The following is a 21386-nucleotide window of genomic DNA, read 5'->3' as shown; positions in this document are numbered from 1 at the left end:
GATAAGGGATGGTGACAACAAAGATCGAGAAGGAAATATTGTTACCAATTGATTCAGTTGTAAGATTTAAAAATTGGGAACAAATTGTAATGATTTATGGTAGAAAACAATTGGATTCTAGAACTAAAGAAGAGAGGGATTATGTAGCTTGTTATTATCCGATTGGTAATATTTCAACTGAATATAATTTGTTTTTTTATCATGAACATGTATCAGAAATCGTTTTTATTGGATATATCAATGATGAGGAAAATAAGCTGAGTGAAGATTTTAAAAAATAGAAAAAACTATAATTGTTTATTAATATTATTATAGACCCAGTCAATGACAGCCATTTTAGTACGCTTTATTTTTTAGTAAAGGAAGAGTTAATATTGAAACTAATAAAAAGTATAATGTTAGTAGCTTGTTGTTTATTAATTGTCAGTGGATGTTCTTCTAGGGAAGGAAAAGTTGTTGGCGGAAAAGTAAAAAGTTCTTCAAATAGAATATTGGGAGACTACAGAGAGTTTACTGGTTCCGCGAGTCGCGACATGGAAGTTAAAAAAGGTGAGAATTGGGTGTTTTCTTTTGATGAAACAACAAGGAAAGGAACTGTAGTTGCTTATGTTGTGGATTCAAATGATAAGACAATATTAGAGTTTGATAATGGTAAGGATGAAAAGATCCTTAAAGTCTCTAAAGATGATAAATATAAAGTGAAAGTTAAAACAGAAGAACATGGTGGGAAATTTTTAATAGAGTGGAAAAAATCATCTTAAATTGAAGAGGGAAATTTCTATGAAAAGGGGTTAGGTACCAAGAGGCATTAAAAAAATTTAAGATTACGCTTTTTAGACCGTAACCTGCACTTAATTACTTTGAATTGCTAGTCTTTTTATATTGTTTTAAATGAGAGAAGTGTCCCATCATTTTATTAGGTCAGCCATCCTACCTACCGAATCGATGCCAAAAATTGTTCGTGCATTTGCAGAGAATCAGCCTGTAACTTCAATCGTGAATGCAATTCGTGCCCTTTTATATGAAGGGACTGTTGGTAACGATATTTGGATTGCACTTGCTTGGTGCGTAGGGATTATGATTATCTCGTACTTTTTTGCTAGTAAAGCATTTAAACGTCAGTTAGGGTAAGTGAATTAAATCATCCGAAATTATATACGTTTTAGAAAAAGCACGGGAAGATTTTCCGTGCTTTAATAATACATTCATACTTCGCTTAATTGTAGTAGTTTTAAAGTAAATAGGAGAATAATAAATTGAGTACATATACCTTGAAGTATAGTATGTAACGCTTCATAAAAATAAACGGAATATTCTATATAAAAACAAAGGTTAAATATGTTATATTTATACTTATAAGGTATATAATGTATAACTTAATTGTTTAGTGGATGGAAAAGGGAGCGGTTCAAATGAGATGGTATTTATATACTCTCAAAAACTATGCGAAATTTAGTGGGAGAGCTACGAGAAAAGAGTACTGGATTTTTACTTTAGTTAATAAGGTTACGTTTTGGTCATTAATATATTTGGCCTCTTATTCTTCGTCTGCTTTTTACTTAAGAGCTAATATTACTTTGATATATATAGCAATTTTTATTGTTCCTACTTTGGCAGTGGAAGCTCGTCGATTACATGATAGTGGAAAAACAGGATGGTGGCAGTTATTAAATTTGGTGCCATTTGGAAGAGCGGTTCTGCTTGTGTTTTGTATCATTGAAAGTGATGAAGGTGAGAATAAGTATGGACCAAATCCACATTTAAATTTAAAACAAGCAATTTAATGTATTTATAGGAAACTCTAATATAAAAAGGTGTGAACTAAAAGCTAGCTCACACCTTTTTATTGTATTATTCTTAGAAGCTTCGTTTAGCTTTGACAGCAAATACAATGTTTTTCCTAGGAACTTAAAAATATGGACAACTGGTAACGAATTAAATTCAATATTTTCAGGTGTAACCGATCGCTGCTTATGTTGAATATAAACATAACCTCTCTTGGAAATTGTTTAATACTTCTTCAGGTATTTCCTTGATTGTAATATCTTTCCCTAAGAAAAGTAGCCAATTTGTCATTTCTGTCACTTCATCGGAATTGTGAACATCGATAAATGTTTTTAAAATAGCTGTAGATTGGTAAGGGTTTGTATAAGATATTGAAATTTTGAAAGGGTGATATTTTTTGAACTGGGCAATTGCTTTTGGACCAAGTTCAAGTACAAGGTTAATCGCTTCATCCTTCTTACTTAGTTTTTCTAAAATCTTTTTCTTATTTAGCTTTTTTTTCGTCGTGTATGGTTCGATATGGATGAGATGATCGACAGGAAACATCCTCTTCTTTTCTTCTTTTAAGTCAAACCCTTCAATGATCCATTGACTTTTTTCTTGATACAGGTGTAATAGATAAATGGAATAAGACTTGATTTCTTTCTCTTCTTTAATGGAAATCAATAAATGTCTATCCAAAAGAAGTATTTGAATGAGTTTTTCTAACATAGGGTGAGGGAGATCAGAAAGCTCAAGTAAATCAGGATTATGAGGGTTGGTCCCTTCAAACAGCAAGAGTTGATTTAAAAGAACGATATCATCTTGCTGGGTTTCTGAGATGAGTCCTAACAGTTTTTCGGCTAAAGATTGACGACTTTTTAAATAGGGAAGTTGTTGATTTCTAGTAGCCATAAAGGCAATAAAAAGAGCTTTCACTTCGTTATCAGTAAAGCGAACAACGGGCAGGATAGAGTTATGCATAACAAAATATCCCCCAGTCCTCCCAACTTCAGCAACAAGTGGCATGCCCATAGCTTCTATTTCTCTAATGTCCCTAATAGCTGTTGATCGTGATATGTTAAATTCTCGTATGATTTCTGAAATTGTAAAGTGGGAGCGGTTGTTGATATACCGCATAATTGTATTAATCCGTTCAACTTTTTTCATTTGGTTCTCCTAAACAGTATCATTTTTTGACATGATTTAAAGTTATTATAAACTCATCAGATGAAAAGATAAATCATTTGATTTATTTTAAAAGAAGGAAGGTTTTGAATATGAAAAATTATACGATTGAAGAAAAAGATAGCTTTATTGTGTTAGGTATTGGAACTGAAATTAAGAGTGAATATACAGATTTTGTTGGAATAAAAAAAGAAAAGGAAGACTTTTGGTCGGCTGTTAAAGAAGATGGAAGGCTGGACACTTTAAAAGCTCTAGCTACAAATGATTACATTTTTTCTGTGAGCGAAGCGGTGAATAACAAGATGATGTATTATGCGGGTGTCATGACAGAAGCACAAATAGAAGAAGAATCTAGAGTAATCCAATTTCCGAAGGGAGAATACTTAGTAGTAAAAGGGGAAGACAAAACAGCTGAAGAGCTAAGTAATAAGCTTACTGGCATCGCCTTCGGTCAGGCTTTACCAGATGCAAATGAGTTTGCTTATGTTGGTGGACCAAATACGACGGTTGAGATGGGGAAAAGAAACGGTTTAGTGTTTGGTGAAATGTGGATTCCGGTTGTTAGGAAGTAAAGTGATAAAAGATATGATTATGGAATGTAGAGGCTAACAATCTTGAATTGTTGGCCTTTTTGACGTGAGTATAATATTCATATACTACTACACATTATGTTCTGATAAACTGGAATGAAAGGTAATTATTGTAAGGTGGTGGCGGAGTGAATAAAAAAAGATTATTTGAGCTATTCATAGTAACATTTGTTTTTCTTTTCCTCCATGTAAGCACATTTACTAATGAAAAATTTAACGATAAATTGGGATCCTTTACTTTCATTGTGCTACTTCTTATGCTTTCTACTTACACCGCATTTATAGAAAGGTATTTTCATGATATACAAAAGTGGATTCGAATTATCACATTTTGTTTTGCTTTGTTAGTAGTAGTTTTAGTAGCACTATGGCTAGGGTATTTTTAGAACTTTACTTCAGGGAAAGTTCATTTAGTGCCCAATATTTTGTCCATCTGTAGGAAAAAGGAGATAGATAATTCTTTAAATGAAGACACCAAAGTGGATATTTTTTAAAGTGAAAAATAGATGGGTAATATACAGTGTTAAAAAGCTATATTTGCTAAAAACTAATACCGCTCTCATAAACAGTACATACTGTTTATGAGAGCGGTATCTAATTTAAGTCTATAAAAACAATGCAAGTTCTTACTTATTTAGAATAAGAGAGAAGATGATGTTTTATTTGTTCAGTAAAATAATGATGGTGTATATTATCGTTAGATACACGACTTGCCATAATAGCGCCCTCCATTGAAGAGGCAAGGAAAGAAGCGAGCGATATAATGTCTATCTCTTCTTTAAGTTCTTGTTTCTCTATTCCTTCTTTTATGAGAGAAGCCATTAACATTACTGTATCATCATAGCCTTTTGCTGCTGCTTTTTGTAATTCTGGAAATACGCCAGTACTTTCAATTGCGCTATTAAGCAATGGACAGCCTCCAGCAATAGGAGGATTATTAGCTGCATCTTGATATACAAGGAAAATTGCAAGGATTTTATCGATTGCTGTCTTTTTATTTTCCATTGCTTTATGAAAATGCCCCCACATAATCTCACCACTTTTGTCGTAGGCAGCAAGGACAATTTCTTCTTTATTTTTGAATCTACGATAAATAGACCCTTTCGGTAGTTCAGTAGCTGTCATTATATCCTGAATGGATGTGCGAGTTATCCCATTAGTATTAAATAAATATAAAGATGTTTCAATAATCTTTTCTTTTACCGTATCAACTTTAGTCATGCTTTCTAGTCCTCCTAATAAAACCGAGCTTAATATTCCAGGTAATGTTTATCCTCTATTTTTTTGTAAGTATAAATAAGTGTGAAGCAAAAATATAGTATCAATCCCTATCTTATGGAAACCTCAAATTGTACAGTTTGAACAGAGGTTAATCAAATTGTATTATTTATATTTTTTAAATGAATTTTCTGTTAAAAATAACATGATCAATTGTTTAATTTAGTCATGTTAGACAACTAATTTTACCTAAAATCGTAGAAAATGTAAAAATATATAGTTAATTTTAGTGCATAGACATATGAGTATTATATATAATCTTCATCAATATGTTTAGCTAAACTGTTTGAACTACTCCTACTTTCACTTCTTATATAATAATATCTCTCGCAGTTCTTGTGGATAAAAGCCTGATCACTTCATTCTATAAAAGAAATAATTAATGAGTACTGGAATTTGATTGTAAATAAGAAAGCGATTTATAAATATATTTTCTTTTTTCTATTTTATTAATCATTTGTAAAAAGGGTTTAAAAAACTAGAAACTTATAGTATCATTATATTCCAGACCGGACCGTTCGGTCTGTTAACTTATATGAATATATTTGGAAGGAGAACTTTATGAAGAAAGAAAAATTAAAGATTGTAGGTAATTTAATTAGGAGGATAATAAAATGAACTTTATAAAAATGAATAAAAAAGAACTTATTATGTTAGTAATCTTTACACTGTTTGTACCATTTCAAATTAGCTTGTTCATATTATTTGGCATATCACTTTTAACTAATGTCAATTTAGTTGAATCAGAATTTCTTCTTAGTGCCATCGGTTTTACTGTACCTGCTATTGTAGGAATAATTTTCTTTAGGAAAGAAATCATTCAAAGTTTTACTTATTTTAAAGAGAAAACAATTTTGAAAATAGTAAGTATTCCTATGGTGGTTTTACTTATGGTGATTATTGAGAGTTCTATTATGCATTTTCTAGCAACTGATCAGCCAGAGAACCAAGAACAGCTCCTTGAAGCAGGTGCGGAGGTACCTCTTATATTTACATTGCTTGTATTTGGTATTCTAGGTCCAATACTTGAAGAAATTATATTTCGTTATATTTTAATAAATCGCTTTTCACATTATATTGGTACTGCTATTGCATCTATCATTTCGATTCTAATCTTTACATTCCTTCATACGAACCAGCTTTCTGATTATGCATTTTATTTACCAGGCGCGGTGATACTTACTATTGCTTATCTAATTTCTAAAAGATCCCTTGCATATGTCATAGCGATACATATGTTAAACAATTGCCTTGGTTTCATATTGTAAGAAGTTAGCCTTGCATCTGTTACAGAGTTAAAAAACTAGATACAGAGATTGATAAATGAGGAGTACAATTTAGACGGTGACTTATGATTCATGTAATTCCTTGTACTTCAAAAAACCACAGTTTGGGTGTAAACTGTGGTTTTTTTATATAGGGGACTAACACTTCGCAAACAAGTTAAGCTCATACAACGTCAATTTTTGTTTTGTTAGCTTAATAGTAGCCCTATTATACTTAAAATAATATGTCTATATTGTTTTAAGTACTCTTTTTATAATAAAACTTAATCAATTTTAATATATGTTATGTATAACAGATATTTATCTAAAATAAGGGGGAATATCATGACTGAAATAAACGAATCTTCAGGAAGCGATTTACAAAAAGATGTGAAGTTTTCTATTATAATCCCTGCACATAATGAAGAAAAGTACATTAGAAAATGTTTGGATTCAATTGCAAAAGCATCAGAGGCATATAAAGAACAAACGGAAGTTATAGTTGTTTTAAATCGTTGCACAGATCAAACAGAGGAAATAGCAAAATCTTATAATTGTATTACATTAAAAAATGAAGATAAAAACTTATCTAAAATCCGAAATGCAGGGGCAGAAATAGCTAGTGGAGAAATAATCGTTACTATAGATGCTGATACGATAATGACAGAGTCTTTGTTATCTAATGTAGATAAATATTTATCTTCAGGTAAATATATTGGTGGTGGGGTGAATGGGAAGTTCGAAAGAATGTCTTTTGGAATATTCTTTTCTGCAATTCTAATTATAATTCCCTTACTTTTTAAGTACGGAGCTATATCTGTGGGGATTTTTTGGTGTTATAGAAAAGATTTTATGGCAATTAACGGATTTAATGAAAACATGCTTATGGCAGAAGATGCAGATTTCGCGAAACGGTTAAAAGAATGGGGAAAACGAAATAATAAGAAATTCGGTACCATTAAAAATGGAATGATAACTTCATGCAGAAGATTTGATACATATGGAGACTGGGCCTTACTTAAAAATCCAAAAGTAATATTAGCTTATCTAAAAGGAAATGATCAAAAGTATGCAGATAAGACATATTATGATAATCAAGAAAGATAACGATGGAGAAAAGCGGCAGGAAATAGTGAGAACAGCAGATTTTCTTATACATAATGAGAGCCTAACTTAATTTAATAGATATGATAAGAAAACCATCAATTTGATTAGTCCTTTTTCAAATCAATGGTTTTTATTTTTGAAATAAATATCTATTTTTTTATAAAAATATTTTTTGACCCCCATAAAACTTTATATTCCTCCGAATATGTATAGTGAAGAAAATAAATAGAAGAAAACTGATTATGAAAGAATACTGACGTGTTAATAAAATTACTAGATTAAGTGGGGCATCCGAAATAAAAGGGTGAAATTACCAATGATATAGAGAAGAGTTATTCAAGGATTGCAGATAAAATAGAAACAGAGCAAGCAAAACAAGCGGAAGAAAATAAGAAAGTAGAGTAGAATGTAAGCCTAACTGTAAGAACGATAGAAAAGTTGGCTTTGAAAAATATGAACAACAAGAAGACAAGCCTAAAGAAAATGTGGTTGAATGGTCACTTGTTTAGTGACCATTTTTCTATTTCAAGCAGAAGGAGGGAGAGAGATTACCCGTGTTGAGTTTAGTAATGAAGATCTTAAGAAAACCGAAAATAGAAGATATCGTATGTAGCATACAAAATAATGAAGAAGATAAAGAAGCTTTTATTGTACAGTATCAGCCGTTTATTAGAAAATCGATCTCTTCTGTCTGCCGCCGATATATTACAGAACAGGATGATGAATATAGTATTGGATTGTTTGCGTTTAACGAAGCAATTGAACAGTATTCATATAAAAAAGGGAAATCTTTTCTAGCGTTTGCTGATCTTCTTATAAAAAGAGATGTAATTGACTATATACGCAAGGAGTCTAAGCATAACCTTGTCTTTTTAAAAGAAGATGAGCAAGAGGAAATGTTAGAAATGCAAGTATCGCTTACGGAGTATATGAAGGAAATAGAAAATGGTAACCGTAAGGAAGAAATTCTTCATTTTCAAAGTGTGTTAGCTGAGTTTAAAATCACATTTTCAGAGCTTGCTAAAGAATCTCCTAAGCATCGTGATACGCGTGAACACTTAATAGAAATTGTAAAGATGATTATAAAAGAAGAGGAAATGATGGAGGAGCTGTTCCGGAAGAAAAAGTTACCGCTTAAACATATTGAACCGCGTGTTAGGGTAAGTCGTAAAACGTTGGAGCGGCATAGAAAATATATCATTGCAATGTGTATTATCTTCGCAAACAACTATACATACATTCTTGATTATATAAGGGGAGGGAAGCATGATGAATAAAGGAATTGTGATGGATATAAAAAAACATAGCGTAGTTGTTTTAACGCCAAATGGAGAGTTTATTACGTGTAAAAGAAAAGGGGATTCTTGCATGATTGGAGAGGAAATTTCATTTGATGAGCAAGAACAAAAAGCATCGCGTTTTTCAATCCCTTATTTCTTAAAGCCGGCATCATTACTTGTTGCTTGTTTTCTATGTGCGCTGTTATTTTTCTACAACCAACCGGAAGAAAAAGTATTTGCTTACGTCTCAGTTGATATAAATCCAAGTTTAGAGGTGAGCGTAACGAAGGATCTTCGCGTTATAGATTTACAAGCTTGTAATGATGATGGAAGGCGTATTTTAAAAGAATTGAAGCAATGGGAAAATGAACAATTGCAAGAAGTAATACGTACAATTATAAAGCAGAGTCAAGAGGATAAGTATTTAACGAATGATAAGCAAGTTATGCTAACAGCTGTTGCAAAGGACAAGTCGTTAGAACTACAGTTGGAAAAGGCAATGAAAGAATTAAAGAAAGAATATGAGCTAAAACATATTACAGTCGAATATCAAAATAGCACGATGCAAGTACGAGAGAATGCTAGAAAAGCTGGAATGGGCACAGGTGTCTATATAAAGCAAGAGAATGAGAAGAACAAATCGGTTACGCCGCCCGCCACGCCGTCTAATCCGGTAGAGAACGAAGAAGAGGTGCAATCGCAGCCGGATTCATCTCCTGATGTAGCGCCAGGTTTGTCTTCTGTAAAAGACAAACAACATGAGAAGCCAGAGCATAAAGAACAAAAGAAAATAGAGGAACAGCCAACGAAGCACATAAAAGAAAACAATGGTAGAGGATCTCAGCAACAAAATAGAGGGAATCAGCAGGAGAATAACGGTAGGGGATCCCAACAAGGAAATAATGGAAATCAGCAAGGAAACAACGGTCGAGAATCCCAACAAGGGAATAATGGAAATCAGCAAGGAAACAACGGAAGAGGATCGCAAGGGAATAATGGGCACCAGCAAGAGAACAATGGAAGAGGATCGCAAGGGAATAATAGGAATCAGCAAGGAAATAACGGAAGAGGGTCCCAAGGAAATAATGGGAATCAGCAAGGAAACAACGGTCGAGAATCCCAACAAGGGAATAATGGAAATCAGCAAGGAAACAACGGAAGAGTACCCCAAGGAAATAATGGGAATCAACAAGGTGACAATGGTAGGGGATCTCAACAAGGAAATAATGGGAATCAGCAAGGTGACAATGGAAGAGGATCCCAAAAAGAAAATGTTGGAAACGAGCAAGGAAACAATGGCAGGGGATCTCAACAAGAGAATAGAGGACACCAGCAAGGGAATGAAAAGAAGAATCAATAGAAATATAGAAGTGGGAGATTCATTTTAAAGAGAAAAGGAGTTATCTCACTATTGCGGGCAGTAAAACTCCCATCTCAAAATTTGGCTAGGGCAAAGAAGTTAGGTGGGAGTTGGGCTGCTTAAAGCTGCACTTTATTATTCTATAGTTCTATTAAGAAGGAGTATGTGAAAAATATAATGGAGAAAAACATTCAACAAGAGAAAGATAAAGTAAAACCTGTTTTTTATGATCCGAAAGGAAGAAGAAATATAGCTTTTATTTCGTTTCTATGTATTTCAATAGTGAGCGTAAGTATTGTATTTTATTTTTTCTTTCAAAGTATTTTTTCAACACCAGAAATTCCAAATATGAATACCGCTATACAACAAGATAATAAACTTGTACCAATTAATCAAAAACTTAGTGATCAGCAGTTAAAGAAGGAAGAGTTTAAACCAAATACCGAAACGAAGGATAATAAAAATTTGGTGAATTCGCCGAAGGATAGTAAACAACGTAAAGAAGTGTATGGTTTTTATGTAAACTGGGATGAAAATAGTAACGCTTCTTTAAAAGAAAATATCGATTCATTAACCACGCTAGTACCAGAATGGTATCATTTAAAAGTAGATTTAACGATTAGAAGTGAGATAAAACCTGAGATAGTAAAGTTAGCAGAAAAAAATCAAGTGAAAATTATGCCTTTACTAACTAACTATACTGAGGAAGCTTCTGGTCCGGATAGTGGGCTAATTCATAAGTTGCTGAATTCCTCAAATGATGTAAAGACAAAGTTTATAAATGATTTAGTAAAGCAAGTTGAAAAGAATCGATTTGCGGGTATTAATATTGACTTTGAGGCCGTACCTGAAAGTGATAGAGAAAACTTAACAAATTTTATGAAAGAACTTACTACGGTCTTTCATAAACATGATTTGCTCGTTACACAAGATGTTCCAGCTAATGATAAGGCTTTTGATTATAGTGGGTTAGCAAAAATAATAGATCGAATGATTGTAATGATGTACGATGAGCACTATGGAGCAGGAGAGCCAGGACCAATTGCTTCAAATAAATGGTTTCAATATACATTAAAAGAACTGAATATTCCGTCTAATAAACTTATAGTTGCTTTCGGTAACTATGGATATGATTGGAAAGTAAATAGTAAGGAACCAGCGAAATCTTTAACTTTTTCAGAAGTTATGGAAATGGCTCATAATTCAGATATGAATATTCAATGGGATAAGATGAGTGGAAATCCTTATTTTAGATATAAAACAGGAGATAAAGAACATACTGCTTGGTTCTTAGACGGCGTTACTCTCTATAATCAAGTGAAAATCGCAATGGACAACAAAGCAAAGGGGTTTGCGTTATGGAGATTAGGTGCAGAAGATCCTACAATATGGAAAGTTTTAAAAAATCCGATTGAGGCACAAAAAAATCCTGATGTATTACATAAAATCACTAATTTAGATGAAGTAAATTATTCTGGACAAGGTGAAATTTTACAGATTGAGAATGAAAAGCAAAATGGATTGAGAGATTTTAAAGTAGGTAAAGATGGTTATCTTACAGATGAAGTATATCAATCCTTACCATCTGCATACGAAGTGCAACGATCTGGAAAACCGAAAGGGAAACAAGTAGTATTAACATTTGATGATGGACCAGACCCGAAATATACGCCAGAAATTTTAGATATATTAAAAGAGAATAAAATAAAAGCTGCTTTTTTTGTACTTGGTGAAAACGCGCAACTAAATACTAGTATTGTGAAAAGAATATACGATGAGGGGCATGAAATTGGTAATCATACTTTCAAGCATCCTAACGTAGCTGATACGTCTTTACTACGAACAAAAGTAGAACTTAATACGACGCAACGTCTGATCCAGGAAATAACTGAGCATTCTACAGTTTTGTTTAGGCCACCATACGAAGCGGATGCTAACCCGGATTCCTCAAATGAAATATTGCCTATTTTATGGGCACAAAATATGAACTATACAATGGTAGCAGAAAAAGTGGATCCTGAGGACTGGGCAACACCATCAACAAATGAATTAGTAAAGCGTGCTCTTAATCCCGTTTATAAGGGAGAGGGAAATATTATTCTTCTCCATGATGCGGGAGGGAATCGTACCCATACGGTAGAGGCGTTGCCAATCATTATTAAAGACTTAAAAAAGCATGGATATAGTTTTGTAACAATTTCAGATTTAATGAATAAAGAACGTGATGAAATTATGCCCCCAGTTTCTTCTGAGGGTGAGCAGTATTTACTTTACAATAAAGCTGTCTTTTCAGGGGCGGGATACTTTAAACATATATTAACAACTATTTTTTATATCGCTATTGGATTAGGGATTTTTCGATTCGTATTCTTAATTTATTTTGCATGGAAGCAGAAAAGAAAAACGCTATCTCGCACTATTCATTCGTCCTATCAACCTTTTGTTAGTGTTGTCATAGCAGCATATAATGAAGAAAAGGTGATAGCTAAGACGATTCGCTCAATTTTGGATAGTAAGTATGGAGAATTTGAAGTTATTGTTGTGGATGACGGATCGACAGATGGTACGTCAAAAGTAATGCAAGAAACATTTTATAAACACCCTAAAGTTCGTTTCATTCAGAAAGAAAACGGCGGGAAATCATCGGCAATGAACTTAGGGTTTCAACAATCGCGAGGAGAGATTATTGTCACTTTAGATGCGGATACTATTATTGCGCAAGACGCCATTTCTCTCATGGTTAGACACTTTGAAGATCAAAATGTAGCAGCAGTTTCAGGTAATGTTAAAGTGGGGAATAGACGAAACTTGTTAACTACTTGGCAACATGTTGAATATATAACAGGATTTAATTTAGAACGTAGAGCTTTTGATGAGTTAAATTGTATTACAGTAGTTCCAGGGGCTATTGGGGCGTGGCGTAAGAAGAATGTAGTTGAATCTGGATATTTAAGCGAAGATACATTAGCAGAAGATACAGATCTTACTATTACATTTTTACGTCAAGGACATAGAATTGTATATGAAGAAAAAGCGTATGCTTTTACGGAGTCACCTGAAGATGTGAAAAGTCTCATTAAACAGCGATATCGTTGGTCATATGGTACACTTCAATGTCTTTGGAAACATCGAAAAGCGTTATGTAATTCAAAGCATAAAACGTTAGGGTTTATTGCATTGCCTAACATGTGGTTATTCCAATATGTTCTGCAATTCATTGCTCCTTTTGCAGATATATTAATGATTATGGGGTTATTTAGTAGTGACCCGCTAAAAGTTTTAGGATTTTATTTTGTATTCTTTTTAATGGATCTTCTCGCATCTCTATTTGCATTTAAATTAGAGGAAGAGAATCCGAAACCATTAGTATGGTTAATTTTACAACGCTTTATTTATCGTCAATTTATGACTTATGTTGTCGTTAAATCTATATTCTCATCGATTCGAGGAGTAGCGGTAGGTTGGAATAAGCTAAAGAGAATAGGAAGTGTAAAACATTCCACGGAACATAAGGAGGCATCTTAAGAGAGCAGGTTATCTGCTCTCTTTTTCATTGATTTTAGTGAGCTGAGTGTAGAGTACATACATCTGTATCTATAAGAGTTCTAATAGTGAGACATTATGTAAAGATGCTCCTTTAGTTTCGAGGAAAAGTTTTTTTTATATTTTTTTTAAATGACGGACATAAAATCGTATATACCTTCGAATTATATATATGGATAACATAAATATGTAAATAAAAGGGGAGCAATAAGATGAAAGAACAAAAAGAAATGTTTGAAGAAATCTCTGAAGTACTAAAGGTATTGGCGCATCCTGTTCGTTTATCCTTAGTAAAAATAATGCTTGCAAAAGGTCCAACTAATGTAACAACAATGTACGGGGATTTACAAATGCCTCAAAGTACAATTAGTCAACATTTATCTAAATTAAAAGCTGCTAAAATGGTTACAGGTACTCGAAAAGGATTAGAAATTTATTATGAGGTAACTGATAATCGCACAAAATCAATATTAGCATGTTTAGTTTAAATGCTGACTTCTATTTCAAAATAAAAAACGCTATTCTTTTCTATGATTTTACAGAGAGAATAGCGTTTTTTATTTTTAAGGAGTATCTTTTTATTAGCTTGATGGTGATATGGTATTATCTCTAAAATAAAAAAATATTGATTTTGCTTTTATTCTTTCTCAGGAGTTTGGGCTCAAAAGGCCGACAATCTCATCGTATCCAAGGCGTTTAGCTGTTTCAATGGGGGTCTCTTTTAAATTTTCATTCCTTGGCATACTGTATAATGTTGCTTTCGCATGCAAGTTCGGTTGATGTTGTAGTAACACTCGAACTACTTCAATAAAGCCTCGTTCACATGCACTATGTAACGGTGTAACTTTTCCTTGTCCTGTACTATGAATGTTAGCTCCATTTTCTAACAACAGCCCTGCCATCTCTGGTTTATTGCGGTCGCAAGCAAGACTTAATGCACTCCTTTTGTATTCTTCTAGTAATTCCATATCAATACCGTTGTCTATTAAAACCTTTGCTGCTTCAAGATTGTTATCCTCCACTGCGTAGTGGAGAGCTGAACGTTTTCTGTTTGTCACCGCATTTATATTGGTAATACGTTCTAAAATATAATGAACAATTTCTTGATTGCCAGAACTACTAATTAAATGAAGAGGAGTGACTTTTCCGACCATGATTTCATTTGCATTTTCACCTTGAGAAATTAAGTATTTAATAATTTCTACATTACCTTTTCTGCATGCTAGGGCAAAAGGTGTTTCTCCATGATATTTAATCTTCAAATCTGCTCCTGCTTCAACTAGTAATGTAACTATCTCAATATTTTCATTTAAACAAGCAATGTGAAGGGGCGTTTTTCTATCAGGTCCTTTTTTATTTAATGTAGACAATTTAATGTTTATTAACTTTTTTTTAACTGTTTCTATGTCATTCCTCATACACGCGTAGTTTAACGTTTTCTTAAAGCTCTCTGCTTTAATAGCGCTTTTTAGTTGTGATTTACTAAAATCAGAGGTTGGTTCAATATGATAATGGTTGTATGCAAGCAAAAGTAGTGCAGAACCGGACTCTAAAGTAGGGTTTAAATCGTCATAATAATCAACTTCATATAAACCATTTCTTTTAACGGTTAAAACAAAGGCAGTCCAGTTGGATTCCCCAGTATGGCGTACTCTTTGAATATTGTCCATAATTTCATTAGATGGAAGTCCTTCTGAGCCATGTTCAAATACCTTCATAGATTCATAATGAAAGTAACTATACGTCGTGACAACCCCATTGTAAAATGCAAATAACATTGATTTGTTGGCTGCATTGGGTATATGCTTTAACATGATTTCAACAAGTGTTTCTATATATTGATTCTTCAATAATTTCACCTCTATTAATATTTGAACTGGTAACGTTATAATTATTTGGAATTTCCAACATACTATTAATCTTAAATATCACTTTATGTAATTTTTTGAAAATTATTTTTTTACATATATTATAACATTTCATCTTAGTTTGTTGGTAAAAGGCTTTCATTTTCACTAAGTTATCTGTTCTTTATCTACAAAGTTTATGGAAACTCAATTGACAGAAATAAAATTTATTAAGTTAATAATTATGAAGAGTAACAAATTACCTAGGCAGTGAAACTCATACTTTTGAATAGAGGGCATTATATGTTTTTGATATATTAATAGTTAGGAACCACAAATAAGGGGTGAAGATATAGAAATGGAATTATTTGATTACTATAAGCGAAAAGGAAAGATGAAACTGTTAATTGGGACGGGTATTTTTATTCTTGCTTTATGCGCTGTATATGAAGATTGGGGACATATTAATTGGGGGCAGTTTATCTTTTTTGTTATCGCTGCTTCTATCTTTTTTGGAATTGGATTTTGGCAGTTAAGAAAAGGGAAGTTGATACAAAAGAATATGATAAAAAGTAATGCAACATTTTGGGATGTTGATACTTTGGTTGTATTAGAATTACCAAAACGAAACAAGCAATTTGGTTTATATCATCCTGATGGTAAGTATATAGCAGGAACAAAGATGGTTTCATCAAATATTCTTTTTTCAGTAATACCCTTTTTACATAATAAAGATGTTTACGGATTAGAAACGAGTAACGGGGAAATTCTAGCTTATTTTCATACTGAAGTGGACGGATATGATTGGGTAATTTATGACTTCAATTATAACCAAATTGGTATGTTTAAATAAAAAATGATACAAGGATTTACTATGATACGAGGTACTTTGATGACAGATAAAGCCACAAAATTGTCAGATGTAGAAGTTGAGTTTGATTTTATTCAAAGTACTCTCCGTACAATAGATGGACGTACATTAGTAATTGGTAAGCAGGGATATATGCCTATAGAATGGAGTGAAAGGTTTATGGGTTTAAATGTACCTACTATTACCTTAGGTTCTAATGCGTCTAATAACGAAAAAATTCTCGGTTTAGGTGTGCTCCTTTATAGTTTACGTACAATTGAGATTAGAAAAAGTCGGGCAAGTGTTTAATGAGGTAGAAGTAGTGTTTATATGCGAAATTGTATAGAAATCTCATTTTTCTAATTATATCTTTTTAGATTGATGGATGTGGGGTCACGTCCATCAATCTAAGAAAACAAGTTAGCCCAAAAACGATAAAAATAAAATTTATAAAAACACAAAATATAAACATTGAGGATTAAACAAAGTATATAGTGCCTTTTTAGTCATGTAATCTTTTGAGCTGATGATCTTTTCCCCATTCAAATAGTTCATTCATAATTTGCATTAAAGATTTCCCGTATTCGCTTATTGTGTACTCAACCTTTGGTGGTACTTCTTGATATACAGTACGATGGATAATTCCATCAGCTTCAAGTTGTCGAAGTTGTTGAGTCAGAACTTTTTGCGTAATGTTTGGGATTTCTCGTCGGATTTCATTTGTTCGCATTTTTCCATCCATCAAAACACATAAAATATGAACTTTCCATTTTCCGCCGATTACATCGAGCGTCGTTGCAATTGGACAGTTATCATTTTGATTCATATAACACCTCCAAAGGTACCTCAAGGTTCCTATAGCACCTGAAAGTACGTACTTTTCAATTATATGTAATGCATTCATACTAATATGTAAAGGATTGATTCATTTATAAAGGGGATGGAAAATGATGAGAACACTTGTAATTGTAGCACACCCTCATATTGAAAAATCAAAAATTAATAAAAGATGGACAGAAGAACTTGAGAAACATTCAGATGAAATTACGGTGCATGAATTATATAAAGTGGCACCAAACTGGGAGTTTAATATTGAAGAAGAGCAAAAGTTATTAGTAGAACATGACAGATATATATTTCAATTTCCGCTTTACTGGTACAGCACACCGCCATTATTAAAAAAATGGTTTGATGATGTATTAACATATGGATTTGCATACGGATCAAAAGGGGATAAAGTGAAGGGAAAAGAGTTTGGTGTAGCAGTTACTATAGGTGGATTAGAAAAAGATTATGAAAATAGCGGAATTACGATGGATGAGTTAACGAAACCATTTCAAGCTACTTGCTTATATACAGACATGAAATTTATACCTTCATTTTATTTATATGGTGCCGAATATAAATTAAGTGATGAAGAGATTGATAAAAGTGCACCTGAGTATGTGCAATATGTAATGAACAAGAAGTATTCTAATATATAATGAAAAATAGCCATTTACTTGTGAAGTAAATGGCTATTTTATATTCTTGTTATATTCACTAAGTGTAATCTTTAGTAAATTAATAGTTAATCTGGTAAAATAAAAAACCTAACATATATAAAGGGGAGTTTTACTTGAGAACGATGCAAAAATTATTACAAAAAAGAGCAATGCAATCACCAAATTTGGAAGCGCTTGTAGGGGGAGAGAAAAGATATTCGTTTCAACAGTATAATGAACGAGTAAATCAGCTTGCACACTATTTGTTACATAATGGTGTGCAAAGAGGAGATCGTATAGGAATACTATGCAAAAATAATCACCCGTTTCCAAGTGTTATGATGGCAAGTTTAAAAATTGGAGCGGTATGTATTCCGCTAAATCATCAGCTTACTGTTTATGAATTAGAAACGATTGTACAAGAAGCGAAATTAAAAGTGTTAGTTATTGATGAAGAATTTAGTGAAGTGTTATTAAAGGTTGATGCTGTTAAAGAAATTCCTTATGTAATTCAAACGACAAAAGAAGGCTTTGGTTCATTTGAATTAGAGTTGCAAAAACAACCAACGATAGAACCGAACGTAGAAGTGCATGAAGAGGATGATGCCATTTACTTATTTACTTCGGGAACGACTGGACAGGCAAAAGCATGTGTAATTGGACATAAAAACTTACATCACTATTTTGCAGAGATTGCGGGACAAAGAGAAATTCCAGCAGGTGAACGCTTTTTATCCGTGCATCCATTGTTTCATATGAGTGGTGTGCTTTCTATTTTAAATTGTATTTATCATGGTGTTACGATGATCTTCTTAGCTGATTCGAATCCTGCTCTTATTTGGGATAAGATTGAAGAAGAGAAAATTACTACGATGCTTGCATTCCCAGCTGTTTATAGCTATATGCTTGATGAACTAAATAAAAAAGAACGTAACATTTCTACTTTTAAAGTAGCACAAAGCGGTGGAACAAAAGTGCCAGAAACACTCATCCAAAAATATATGGAAAAAGGAATCTATATGGTGCAAGGCTATGGTAGTACAGAAGGTTGGGTTGTAACATCATGGCATCCAATGATGGGAAAAGAAAAGATGTCTTCTGTAGGAAAAACCTTGAAAAATGTAGAGGTGAAAATTGTTCATCCAGAAACAGGTGATGAACTAACAACAAATGAAGTGGGAGAGATTCATGTAAGAAGTCCATACATGTTTAAAGGGTATTGGAATAATGAAAAGGCGACAAAGAAGGTAGTAAAAGATAATTGGTTTAACATGGGTGATGCAGGTATGATAGATGACGACGGATTCCTGCATATTATGGGAAGATATAAAGACGTTATTATACGTGGTGGTGACAACGTATATCCAGACCAAGTAGAAGATGTTATTCATGAAATACATGGTGTTTTAGAAGTTGCAGTAGTTGGAGTGCCAGATGACTTTTGGGGAGAGGTTCCAAGAGCTTACATTGTGAAGGATGGCGAAACAACAGTAACAGAAGAAAGTATTATTCAGTATTGTAAGGAGAAATTAGCAAGTTACAAAATTCCAGAAGTGGTATTCGTAGAAGAATTACCGAAAAACGCTTTAGGGAAAGTGTTGAAGAGGGAATTAAGGGATGTAGTTCTTGTGAAATAAAAATGTTATTAAACGATGAAGAACCCAGTTATGTATAAAGCATGACTGGGTTTTTGTCTATCAAAACATAATAATTTACTAGATTTTGTATTTTGTGTAAGATAATAAAGAATATTCAAATATTAATTAAGGGAAGAGATGTAAATGAAGCTACCGCTATTACAGGTAGAGACAGAGAGACTGATGATCCGTCCGTTCCAAAATAATGATTATGAAAGTTGGTTAGACGGATTTCATAAGAGGTTACCATCGCAGTATAAATATGACGATGGTTATCAAGTTATGGCATCATCAACGAAAGAATGGTTCACGGAATGGATTAGAGGCTTTGATGAAGCAGCACATCGAGATGAGATGTACGTATTAGGTATTTTTCGTAAAGAAGACGGAGCTAATATTGGTAAGCTAGAGCTGATTAAAATTTTACGTATGGATTATCAGTGGGCAATGATGGGATATTCCATACATAATCAATACTGGAAAAATGGATATGGCATGGAAAGTGTGAAAGCTGCAGTATCGTTATTTTTTAATCATCTTCATTTTCATAGAATCGAATTACATATACGTGTTGATAATGAGCCATCAGTACGTCTTGCGGAAAGAACAGGCTTTTCATTTGAATGCAAGAGAGAGGCGTTTTCATTAGAGAATGGTAAGTGGATGGATTTTCTTATTTATTTTAAAAATAAGGAGATGAATATATGAGAGTTCTAATTACAGGTGGAAATCGTGGATTAGGGTTACAGTTAGTAAAAGTGTTTCATGAAAATGGACATATTGTTTATCCATTAGTTAAAACTGAGGTTGCGGTAACGCAATTGAAGCAAATGTTTAGTTGTAGATGTTTTCCTATATTAGCAGACTTATCGGCTGATGAGAGTACAGAACAAATTAAGAAACAGCTTGAGGAATATACAGAGTATATTGATCTAGTTATAAATAACGCAGGAATTACTGGAAAGGAGACTGAGGTTTTACATACGAATTCAGAAGAGTTAACGGACTTATTTAATATTCATTGCTTAGGTGTAATTCGAGCTGTAAAAGGTACATATGTGGCTTTAGCTAAATCGGATCATCCGAGAATCATAAATGTGTCCTCTCGGTTAGGTTCATTGCATAAAATGGCGAACAAAGAGTTTCCGCAAGGCCATTTCTCATATTCATATCGAATTGCTAAAGCTGCACAAAATATGCTAACACTCTGCTTACAACAAGAGTTTGAGAATAAAGGAATAAGTGTAACTGCCATTCATCCTGGAAAATTAAAGACTGAAATTGGTGCTTTTGATGCGAATATGACCCCGGCTGAAGGAGCAAAAAATATATATGATTGGGTAACAGATTCAAATGAGGATGTTTCAGGGCAGTTTATTGAGCCAGGTGTAGGTGAAATAAAGTGGTGATATACGATCTTGCAATCATTCAGAATCTGTTTGGCCCTTCTAAAAAAGTATTAAATGGCTTACCAAAGGCAGTAACGATTGAAGAAATAGAAGAAGATGTTTTGTATAACGTACAAACATATAAAGAAAAGATAAGTAGATTTGAAGAGGTTTGTTTTAATTGGGAGTTAAAAAGAGCAAGTATTGTATTAAACAAAAGGTTTAGTAGTCATAACTCAAGCGCAAAAGTGTTACTTGATGCCGGTTTTTCTTTGTATGCCGCAAAGATAGAAGTATGTAGAGAATTGAACAATGTAGAAGAGCTTCAAAGACAATATACATATCGATCAATAGCAGAAGGAACGTTATCGGAAAAAGATTTTAAATATATTTGGGAACAATGTATGTCGGGTTCAGGGAATCAAACTTCAATTTTAACTATCGATGAGCATTTTTATTCAGTGCAAACAGAGTTAGGTAAGGGATGGGAGAAGTCATGCATTGTTTTTTATAATAAAAATGAGCCAATTGGTATGTCCATACCGCATATAGAACCTGGAACAGTAAGTGAAGGACGGTTATTTTATTTTGGAGTAATGCCTTATTATCGCGGGAAAGGAGTAGCTTCCCAACTACATCTTCAATGTTTACATATGTTAAAAGAAATGGGGGCTACGTATTATATTGGGAGCACACATACATCAAATGAAAAGATGCAGGGGATATTTTGGAGAAATAATTGTTCGTTGAAAACGGAGATAGAGCTTTATTATAAAATTTTTAATGAGGGTTAGGGGAAAAGAAA

The 21386-nt window shown here is 33.1% G+C and carries 20 protein-coding genes and 2 pseudogenes; 18 read left to right on the top strand and 4 right to left on the bottom strand.

Annotated features, from left to right (window positions below):
- Window positions 1-8 precede the first annotated feature (8 nt).
- The 4 genes and pseudogenes from BGI23_RS16405 to BGI23_RS16390 all read left to right on the top strand — a co-directional run bounded on the left by BGI23_RS16405 (window position 9) and on the right by BGI23_RS16390 (window position 1784).
- Window positions 9-281, top strand: coding sequence for a DUF4176 domain-containing protein (locus tag BGI23_RS16405; RefSeq protein ID WP_070806578.1), 273 nt, complete (start codon window positions 9-11; stop codon window positions 279-281).
- A gap of 114 nt (window positions 282-395) precedes the next feature.
- Window positions 396-761, top strand: a complete 366-nt coding sequence (locus BGI23_RS16400; RefSeq protein WP_002003208.1) for a hypothetical protein — start codon at window positions 396-398, stop codon at window positions 759-761.
- A gap of 151 nt (window positions 762-912) precedes the next feature.
- Window positions 913-1131 (top strand): annotated as a pseudogene (locus BGI23_RS16395) (ABC transporter permease); the annotation flags it as partial.
- A gap of 281 nt (window positions 1132-1412) precedes the next feature.
- Window positions 1413-1784, top strand: coding sequence for a DUF805 domain-containing protein (locus BGI23_RS16390; protein ID WP_070806576.1), 372 nt, complete (start codon window positions 1413-1415; stop codon window positions 1782-1784).
- 187 nt (window positions 1785-1971) lie between these two features.
- On the opposite strand, the gene BGI23_RS16385 is transcribed toward BGI23_RS16390, so the two are convergent.
- Window positions 1972-2934, bottom strand: coding sequence for a helix-turn-helix transcriptional regulator (locus BGI23_RS16385; protein WP_070806575.1), 963 nt, complete (start codon window positions 2932-2934; stop codon window positions 1972-1974).
- Window positions 2935-3044: 110 nt separating this feature from the next.
- Here BGI23_RS16385 and BGI23_RS16380 point away from each other — a divergent pair, with 110 nt between their 5' ends.
- Together BGI23_RS16380 and BGI23_RS16375 are read left to right on the top strand one after the other, a co-directional pair.
- Entirely contained in the window at window positions 3045-3524 is a 480-nt protein-coding gene (locus tag BGI23_RS16380) for a GyrI-like domain-containing protein (RefSeq protein ID WP_000801044.1), read from the top strand.
- A gap of 146 nt (window positions 3525-3670) precedes the next feature.
- The gene (locus tag BGI23_RS16375; RefSeq protein WP_001036213.1) at window positions 3671-3928 is read left to right on the top strand and encodes a DUF3963 domain-containing protein; all 258 of its coding nucleotides are present in this window, start codon (window positions 3671-3673) and stop codon (window positions 3926-3928) included.
- Window positions 3929-4172: 244 nt separating this feature from the next.
- On the opposite strand, the gene BGI23_RS16370 is transcribed toward BGI23_RS16375, so the two are convergent.
- Window positions 4173-4763 carry a TetR/AcrR family transcriptional regulator gene (locus tag BGI23_RS16370; RefSeq protein WP_070806574.1) on the bottom strand — a complete coding sequence of 197 codons (591 nt, stop codon included), beginning with the start codon at window positions 4761-4763 and terminating at the stop codon, window positions 4173-4175.
- Window positions 4764-5434: 671 nt separating this feature from the next.
- Here BGI23_RS16370 and BGI23_RS16365 point away from each other — a divergent pair.
- The 6 genes from BGI23_RS16365 (at window position 5435) to BGI23_RS16340 (ending at window position 13863) form a co-directional block, all read left to right on the top strand.
- A complete protein-coding gene (locus BGI23_RS16365) occupies window positions 5435-6088 on the top strand; it encodes a CPBP family intramembrane glutamic endopeptidase (RefSeq protein ID WP_070806573.1) in 654 nt (217 codons plus the stop codon).
- Window positions 6089-6430: 342 nt separating this feature from the next.
- Window positions 6431-7192, top strand: a complete 762-nt coding sequence (locus tag BGI23_RS16360) for a glycosyltransferase family 2 protein (protein WP_000136097.1) — start codon at window positions 6431-6433, stop codon at window positions 7190-7192.
- A gap of 554 nt (window positions 7193-7746) precedes the next feature.
- A complete protein-coding gene (gene sigI, locus BGI23_RS16355; protein ID WP_014481722.1) occupies window positions 7747-8469 on the top strand; it encodes an RNA polymerase sigma factor SigI in 723 nt (240 codons plus the stop codon).
- Window positions 8459-9832: an anti-sigma factor domain-containing protein gene (locus tag BGI23_RS16350; RefSeq protein WP_083322762.1), complete on the top strand. Its 1374-nt coding sequence runs from the start codon at window positions 8459-8461 to the stop codon at window positions 9830-9832. Before sigI ends, BGI23_RS16350 begins: the two co-directional genes overlap by 11 nt.
- A 177-nt stretch (window positions 9833-10009) precedes the next feature.
- The gene (locus tag BGI23_RS16345; protein WP_070806572.1) at window positions 10010-13357 is read left to right on the top strand and encodes a trifunctional glycoside hydrolase family 18/polysaccharide deacetylase/glycosyltransferase family 2 protein; all 3348 of its coding nucleotides are present in this window, start codon (window positions 10010-10012) and stop codon (window positions 13355-13357) included.
- A 230-nt stretch (window positions 13358-13587) separates the two neighbouring features.
- Window positions 13588-13863 (top strand): ArsR/SmtB family transcription factor, encoded by a 276-nt coding sequence (locus tag BGI23_RS16340; RefSeq protein ID WP_000662958.1) that lies wholly within the window; start codon window positions 13588-13590, stop codon window positions 13861-13863.
- Window positions 13864-14022: 159 nt separating this feature from the next.
- Here BGI23_RS16340 and BGI23_RS16335 read toward each other — a convergent pair whose 3' ends face one another.
- Window positions 14023-15225, bottom strand: coding sequence for an ankyrin repeat domain-containing protein (locus BGI23_RS16335; protein WP_070806571.1), 1203 nt, complete (start codon window positions 15223-15225; stop codon window positions 14023-14025).
- A 355-nt stretch (window positions 15226-15580) separates the two neighbouring features.
- Here BGI23_RS16335 and BGI23_RS28185 point away from each other — a divergent pair.
- Window positions 15581-16381: pseudogene (locus tag BGI23_RS28185) on the top strand (ABC transporter ATP-binding protein).
- Between the two features lie 193 nt (window positions 16382-16574).
- Here the strand turns inward: BGI23_RS28185 and BGI23_RS16320 are convergent.
- Entirely contained in the window at window positions 16575-16898 is a 324-nt protein-coding gene (locus tag BGI23_RS16320; protein ID WP_001072984.1) for a winged helix-turn-helix transcriptional regulator, read from the bottom strand.
- Between the two features lie 124 nt (window positions 16899-17022).
- Between BGI23_RS16320 and BGI23_RS16315 the strand changes: the two genes are divergently transcribed.
- The 5 genes from BGI23_RS16315 (at window position 17023) to BGI23_RS16295 (ending at window position 21375) form a co-directional block, all read left to right on the top strand.
- Window positions 17023-17556, top strand: coding sequence for an NAD(P)H-dependent oxidoreductase (locus BGI23_RS16315; protein ID WP_070807316.1), 534 nt, complete (start codon window positions 17023-17025; stop codon window positions 17554-17556).
- A 143-nt stretch (window positions 17557-17699) separates the two neighbouring features.
- Entirely contained in the window at window positions 17700-19193 is a 1494-nt protein-coding gene (locus BGI23_RS16310; protein WP_083322858.1) for a class I adenylate-forming enzyme family protein, read from the top strand.
- Between the two features lie 144 nt (window positions 19194-19337).
- Window positions 19338-19901, top strand: a complete 564-nt coding sequence (locus BGI23_RS16305; RefSeq protein ID WP_070806568.1) for a GNAT family N-acetyltransferase — start codon at window positions 19338-19340, stop codon at window positions 19899-19901.
- Window positions 19898-20602: an SDR family NAD(P)-dependent oxidoreductase gene (locus BGI23_RS16300; protein ID WP_001264489.1), complete on the top strand. Its 705-nt coding sequence runs from the start codon at window positions 19898-19900 to the stop codon at window positions 20600-20602. Before BGI23_RS16305 ends, BGI23_RS16300 begins: the two co-directional genes overlap by 4 nt.
- Complete coding sequence (locus tag BGI23_RS16295) at window positions 20599-21375, top strand: GNAT family N-acetyltransferase (protein WP_070806567.1); 777 nt, start codon at window positions 20599-20601, stop codon at window positions 21373-21375. Before BGI23_RS16300 ends, BGI23_RS16295 begins: the two co-directional genes overlap by 4 nt.
- Window positions 21376-21386: the final 11 nt, after the last annotated feature.

Origin of the sequence: Bacillus sp. ABP14, assembly GCF_001831375.1 — a bacterium.
Lineage (GTDB): Bacteria > Bacillota > Bacilli > Bacillales > Bacillaceae_G > Bacillus_A > Bacillus_A paranthracis.
Note: the sequence above shows the minus strand (reverse complement) of the source record. Positions and strands in the feature narration are given on the sequence as shown.

Coding starts and splice junctions, on each gene's coding strand:
- BGI23_RS16405 (WP_070806578.1), top strand. CDS start 9: ATGGTGACAACAAAGATCGAGAAGGAAATATTGTTACCAATTGATTCA.
- BGI23_RS16400 (WP_002003208.1), top strand. CDS start 396: ATGTTAGTAGCTTGTTGTTTATTAATTGTCAGTGGATGTTCTTCTAGG.
- BGI23_RS16390 (WP_070806576.1), top strand. CDS start 1,413: ATGAGATGGTATTTATATACTCTCAAAAACTATGCGAAATTTAGTGGG.
- BGI23_RS16385 (WP_070806575.1), bottom strand. CDS start 2,934: ATGAAAAAAGTTGAACGGATTAATACAATTATGCGGTATATCAACAAC.
- BGI23_RS16380 (WP_000801044.1), top strand. CDS start 3,045: ATGAAAAATTATACGATTGAAGAAAAAGATAGCTTTATTGTGTTAGGT.
- BGI23_RS16370 (WP_070806574.1), bottom strand. CDS start 4,763: ATGACTAAAGTTGATACGGTAAAAGAAAAGATTATTGAAACATCTTTA.
- BGI23_RS16365 (WP_070806573.1), top strand. CDS start 5,435: ATGAACTTTATAAAAATGAATAAAAAAGAACTTATTATGTTAGTAATC.
- BGI23_RS16360 (WP_000136097.1), top strand. CDS start 6,431: ATGACTGAAATAAACGAATCTTCAGGAAGCGATTTACAAAAAGATGTG.
- BGI23_RS16350 (WP_083322762.1), top strand. CDS start 8,459: ATGATGAATAAAGGAATTGTGATGGATATAAAAAAACATAGCGTAGTT.
- BGI23_RS16345 (WP_070806572.1), top strand. CDS start 10,010: ATGGAGAAAAACATTCAACAAGAGAAAGATAAAGTAAAACCTGTTTTT.
- BGI23_RS16340 (WP_000662958.1), top strand. CDS start 13,588: ATGAAAGAACAAAAAGAAATGTTTGAAGAAATCTCTGAAGTACTAAAG.
- BGI23_RS16320 (WP_001072984.1), bottom strand. CDS start 16,898: ATGAATCAAAATGATAACTGTCCAATTGCAACGACGCTCGATGTAATC.
- BGI23_RS16315 (WP_070807316.1), top strand. CDS start 17,023: ATGAGAACACTTGTAATTGTAGCACACCCTCATATTGAAAAATCAAAA.
- BGI23_RS16310 (WP_083322858.1), top strand. CDS start 17,700: ATGCAAAAATTATTACAAAAAAGAGCAATGCAATCACCAAATTTGGAA.
- BGI23_RS16305 (WP_070806568.1), top strand. CDS start 19,338: ATGAAGCTACCGCTATTACAGGTAGAGACAGAGAGACTGATGATCCGT.
- BGI23_RS16300 (WP_001264489.1), top strand. CDS start 19,898: ATGAGAGTTCTAATTACAGGTGGAAATCGTGGATTAGGGTTACAGTTA.